Raw genomic sequence first — 5413 nt, forward strand, 5'->3', positions numbered from 1 at the left:
GGACGCCGGTCCCGCCGCCGGTCACCCCGATCCGCCGCACCGGCGCGTCCAGCCGCACCACCCCGCCACCGCCCTCGATCGACGCCCTGAGCGCGTCGATGACGGCGTGGTAGCCGCCGTCCGGGTACCCGCGCACCGACACGGCCCCTTCCCGCCCCAGGCGCTGCCACAGGTACAGCGCGGGCACGTCACCGAAGCGCGCGCCGAACTTCGCCCCGAACAGCGGCGCGAGCAGCAGCTCCCACACCCGGTCGCCGTACAGGCCGCGCAACCAGTCCTCGGTGCGGGTGCGGTCGAGGTCCCTGCCCCGGCCCAACCGGCGCAGCAGCACCGAGACGGCGCCGAACCTCAGCCGGTCGAGGACACCCAACGGGGTGAACCTGAGCAGGTCGAGGGCCGTGTTGAACGGGAAGGCCCGGCCGTCCACCACCATGCCCATCCGGGTGGGCCGCCAGGCGATCGAGTCGCGCAGCCCCAGCTCGTCGAGCAGGTCGAGCAGGTGGTCGTCGGACGGCATCACGCAGTGGTAGAAGCGCTCCACCCACCGGTCGCGCCAGGGGAAGAACGTGCCGAGCCCGCCGAGCTGGTCGCTGCCCTCCAGCAGCGTCACCCTGGTGCCGGCGCGCACCAGCCGGTGGGCGGTGGCCAGGCCGCAGATCCCGCCGCCGACCACCACCACGTGCCCGTGGTCCGCCGGCCGCATCACAGCGCCCGGTACGGCGCGGGCGAGAGCCGGTCGCGGACCAGCAGCTTCACGTACTGGCCGACGGTGCGCACGATCCGGATCTTGCTCGGGCCGCGCTTGCGGTCGTAGCGCAGGGCCAGCGGCACCTCGGTGACGACCGGTCGGCAGTGCCGCAGCTTGAGCAGCAGCTCGACCATGCAGGCGAACCCGCGTTCCTCGATCAGCCGCTCGCCCCAGTGGCTCGACGCACGGGCCAGCAGGTCGACCCGGTAGCCGCGGAAGCCGCTGGTGAAGTCCCGCACGCCCTCCACCCGCAGGACGCGGCGGAACAGGACGGCGGCGCCGCGCGAGAGCAGCCGGCGCAGCGCGGGCGCGGTGGTGTCGTCGCCGCCCGCGACGAACCGGGAGCAGATCACCACGTCCGCGCCCGCCGCGATCTCCCGCTCCAGCTCGCAGATCAGCGCCGGGTCGTGGGTGTCGTCGGCGTCCATCACGACCACGACGTCCTCGTCCGCCGCCTCCTCCAGCACGGCCCGCAGCCCGGACTGGACGGCCAGGCCGAGGCCGAGGTTGACCGGGTGGCTGATCAGCCGGACGTCGAGGCCCGGCCAGCCCGCCGCGACGACGTCGGCGGTGCCGTCGGACGAGCCGTCGTCCACGACCCAGGCGGTGAGCTTCCCGGTGAGCGCGACCTCGGCGAGCCGGGTCAGCAGGGGCGGCAACGAGGCCGCCTCGTTGTAGGCGGGCAGGACGACGTGGGCACGGGCAGTGGTGTGCGCGCCGCCGGAAAGGGCCGGTCCGCCCGGTTCCGACGTGGCGCGCACGTCGCCTTCATCGACGGTCAAGAGGCCCCATTTCACGTGATGGCGGATGACGGGTCAGAATTATTCGCCTCCGTGCCGCGACTAGGTTCGACCACCCCGGCGGAATCCGGTGGCACGGCAGGGCGAAATACCGGAAAGAACGGACCAGTCGACCACCGGAAAGGGGTCTAGTGATCACCGAAAGAGTGAATTGACGCCAATCAATCTCACGTAATGCACACCGAGTGAGCACAGATTCCCGTTCGTATGGTCTCGAACGGGTGACCAGATATCGGGTACGTGGTGGGAAGGACGTCGTCCGGATGTGGTGTTGCGTGGACGGGACGCGCTCGGTCCGTGGCAAGGGCGGTCCGAGGTGAACGGGGTGGGGTCCGCGACCACCTCGCCGCTGGTGTCGCGGTGGCGGCACCCGAAGGCCGGCGAGGAGTCGCGGTCGGACCTCTTGCGGCGGGTGAACGCGGTGGCGGTGCTGCTGGTCGCGGTGGACCTGACGGCGCTGGCCGCGGTGACCGCCCGGTACGCGCCGGGCGCGCGGTGGACCGCGGTGGTGGCGGTGGCGCTGCTGGGCGTGCGGGCCGCGTGCCGGCTGTACCGGCGGCGGCTGTGGCTGTCCTGGTTCCACGACCTGCCGCGCTCCGCCGGCGCGACGGCCATCGCGTTCGCCCTGGTCACGCTGGTCGCGCTGCTCGGCGGCGCACCACCCGGGACCACCACCGCCGCCCAGTGGTCGGTGCTGGCCTTCGCCGCGCTGACCGAACCGGCCCGGCTCGCCGTGTTCGCCTTCGGCCGCTGGTGCCGCCGCCGGTTCCACCGCTGCGACCGCACGATCGTCGTCGGCGCGGGGAAGGTGGGGATCGACCTGGTCGGCGCGATGCTGGCGCACCCGGAGTTCGGCCTGCGGCCGGTCGGGTTCATCGACCCGGAGCCCGCGGTCGACGGCGCCGCCCTGCCGGTGCAGCTGATGGAGGAGGACCTGGCCGACGCGATCACCCGGTTGGGGGTCGGCACGGTCGTGCTGGCGTTCTCCCACGCCCGCGAGTCGTCGGTGGTCGACTCGGCCATCACCGCGCACCGGCTCGGCTGCACCACCCTGGTCGTGCCGCGGATGTTCGAGCTCTACCAGGACGGCCCGGACATCGAGCGGCTGCGCAGCTACCCGCTGATGAGGCTGGGCACCGCGCCGACCAGCCGGCCGAGCTGGTGGGTCAAGCGCGCCACGGACGTGCTGCTGGCCGCGGTCGCGCTGGTCGTGTTCGCGCCGGTGATCGGGCTGTGCGCGCTGGCCGTGCTGCTGGAGAGCGGTCGGCCGGTGATCTTCCGCCAGATCCGGGTCGGCATGGATGATCAGCCGTTCGTGTTGTACAAATTGCGCAGCGTGAGAATGAACGGCGAAGACGATTCCCAAGTCACCTGGTCAGTGGTCGGAGATCGCCGGGTCGGACCAGTGGGACGTTTTCTGCGTAGCACTTCCCTGGACGAGTTGCCCCAACTGTGGAACATCATCCGGGGCGACATGTCGATCGTCGGGCCGCGCCCGGAAAGGCCGGGTTTCGTGCGCGAGTTCTCGGCCATCCACGAGCTATACTGGGCGCGGCACCGTGTTCCCACGGGACTGACCGGGCTGGCGCAGGTGCACGGTCTTCGGGGTGACACCTCGATTGTCGACAGGTCCCGATACGACAACTACTACATAGCCAACTGGTCGTTGTGGCTGGACGTGAAAATCCTGTTGCAGACGGTGGGTGAGCTGTTGTGCCGAAGGAACCGCTGAACCGACGACGAACCCGCCGCGTCCTCGGCCTGCTGTGCGCCGCGGCGCTCCTGGTGCCGAGCGCGGCGTGCACCGTGGGCTTCGCCGCCGGCGGCTCGACGCCGCCCGACCCGCTCGGCCCGCTGCCGAAGGCGCTCGCGCCGTGCGGCTGGTGGTACGGCATCGGTGAACCGCCCTCCAACCGGGAGATCTCGTTCGCCGCGCAGCACTACAGCCTGGTGGTGCTCAACGCGACCGAGACGTCGTCGCTGCGCCTGCTCAAGCAGCTCAACCCCGAGGTCAAGGTGCTGGTCTACAAGGACTTCGCCAGCGCGCGCAACTACCCGGGCGCGATCGACGGCAACGTCGACGCACCGCTGCTGCCCACCGGCATCGGCTACTTCAAGGCGCAGCGCGAGAACCCGCACTGGTTCGCGGTCGACACGGCCGACAAGCGGATCGAGTGGAGCCCGTACCCGAAGCACTGGCAGATGACCGTGTGGGACCCGACCTACCAGAAGGCGTGGAGCGAGGCGGTCACCGCCGAGGTGGTGCGCGAGGGCTGGGACGGCGTGCTGGCGGACAACGACTTCAGCTCGCTGAAGTACTACTCCTCGGCCGTGCTCAAGGGCACGGCGGACGCGGCGGAGTCCGACCGGTTGATCCGCGAGGGCATGGATGCCTTCCTCACCACGGCGGGCGACGCCCTGCGCAAGGCCGGGAAGATGCTGATCCCCAACGTGTCGGAGTCGCACCTGACCGCCGGTCGGTGGACGGCGCACTCCCGGTACGACGGTGCGATGGAGGAGAACTTCGGCCTGCACGACGACGGCACGGGCGAGCTGCTCACCTTCAAGGGCAACGAGTGGAAGGAACTGCGGTCGCAGGCCGCGCTCGGTGAGACGTGGCTCCTGCTGATCACCCACACGAAGGGCTCCCGGGAGGAACGCGTCGGTTACGCCACGGCGGCGCTGCTGGCGAGCCCGTACACGTGCTGGTCCGGCGCGACGACGAAGGACTACCGCAACCCGGACTGGTCGCGCTACCAGGACGCCGACCTGGGTGAGGCCACCGAGACGGCGAACCGGCTGCCGTCGGGCGTGTGGGACCGGCGGTTCACCGGCGGGTACGTGGCGGTGAACCCGACCGGGACGCCCGCCAGGATCACGCCGCCGCCGGGGCTGGTCACCGTCGACGGCGGTGCCGCCGCACCGGCCACCCTCGAGCTGGCCGGGGGCGACGCGGTGGTCCTGGTCAAGCCCACGGGCTCCACGACGACCGCGAACACGCCGACCACCACCTCGACCACCACGACCGCTCCGGCGACCACCACGACGTCGACCACCACCACCACCACGACGGACACCTCGACCACGACGCCGACGCCGACGACGGGCAGCACCACGCCCACGACGTCGGACACCGCGGAGCCGACCACCAGCCCTACGACGACCAGCCCTGCGACGACGAGCCCCGCGACGATCCCGTCGTGACCGGCGCCCACCCCACGACCTCGCGGTAGAGGGCGAGGTGGCGGCGCGCGCACACGTCCGGCGCGAACCGCTCCCGCGCCCGTTCCGCGAGCCGGAGCCCGATGCCGGCGGGGTCGGGTTCCGCGAACAGGGCGCACAGCCTGGCCGCCAGCTGGTCGACGTCACCCGGCGCGGCCAACGCGCCGCCGTCACCCGTTCCGGTGCTCCCGAGCATGTCGGCCACGCCGCCGGTGTCCGTCGCGACCACGGGCTTGCCCGCCGCCATCGCCTCGGCCACCACCAGCGGCTGCTGCTCCATGGTGGACGGCAGCACGAGCGCGTCGTGGTGCCGCAGCAGGTCCGGCACGTCGGCGCGGAACCCCAGGAACGTCACCCGCCCGCCCAGCGCACCGGCCAGCTCCTCGGCCCGCACCCGCTCGGGGCCGTCACCCACCACGGTCAACGTGGCGTCCACCGGCATCACGCCCGGCAGCGCCAACGCCGCCAGCAGCGTCGCCAACCCCTTGCGCTCCACCAGCAGGCCGACGAACACCAGCCGCCGCACCGGCCCGACCGGAGGCTGCACGTGCGCGGGCTCCACGCAGTTGTCGATGTGCGCCAACCGGGTGCCGGGCACCCTGAGCCGGGTCGACAGGAACCGGCCGATGGCGGGCGCGGGCAC

The 5413-nt window shown here is 72.0% G+C and carries 5 protein-coding genes; 2 read left to right on the top strand and 3 right to left on the bottom strand.

Annotation, left to right across the window (positions count from 1 at the left end; translation table 11 throughout):
• Together AB0G02_RS27290 and AB0G02_RS27295 are read right to left on the bottom strand one after the other, a co-directional pair.
• On the bottom strand, positions 1-703 hold a 703-nt coding region (locus tag AB0G02_RS27290), incomplete at its 3' end, for an FAD-dependent oxidoreductase (protein ID WP_360799048.1).
• Positions 703-1530 carry a glycosyltransferase gene (locus AB0G02_RS27295; RefSeq protein WP_360799051.1) on the bottom strand — a complete coding sequence of 276 codons (828 nt, stop codon included), beginning with the start codon at positions 1528-1530 and terminating at the stop codon, positions 703-705. The genes AB0G02_RS27295 and AB0G02_RS27290, both read right to left, overlap by 1 nt.
• Positions 1531-1873: 343 nt before the next feature.
• On the opposite strand from AB0G02_RS27295, the gene AB0G02_RS27300 reads away from it, so the two are divergent.
• Both AB0G02_RS27300 and AB0G02_RS27305 read left to right on the top strand, forming a co-directional pair.
• Positions 1874-3280, top strand: coding sequence for a sugar transferase (locus AB0G02_RS27300; RefSeq protein WP_360799053.1), 1407 nt, complete (start codon positions 1874-1876; stop codon positions 3278-3280).
• Positions 3262-4752 carry a putative glycoside hydrolase family 15 protein gene (locus AB0G02_RS27305; RefSeq protein WP_360799056.1) on the top strand — a complete coding sequence of 497 codons (1491 nt, stop codon included), beginning with the start codon at positions 3262-3264 and terminating at the stop codon, positions 4750-4752. The genes AB0G02_RS27300 and AB0G02_RS27305 overlap by 19 nt, the downstream gene beginning before the upstream one ends.
• On the opposite strand, the gene AB0G02_RS27310 is transcribed toward AB0G02_RS27305, so the two are convergent.
• Positions 4703-5413: glycosyltransferase family 4 protein (locus tag AB0G02_RS27310; RefSeq protein ID WP_360799059.1), on the bottom strand; the 711-nt coding region annotated here is incomplete at its 5' end. The two genes, AB0G02_RS27305 and AB0G02_RS27310, sit on opposite strands and share 50 nt — an antisense overlap.

Origin of the sequence: Actinosynnema sp. NPDC023658 (genome assembly GCF_040639995.1) — a bacterium.
Lineage (GTDB): Bacteria > Actinomycetota > Actinomycetes > Mycobacteriales > Pseudonocardiaceae > Actinosynnema.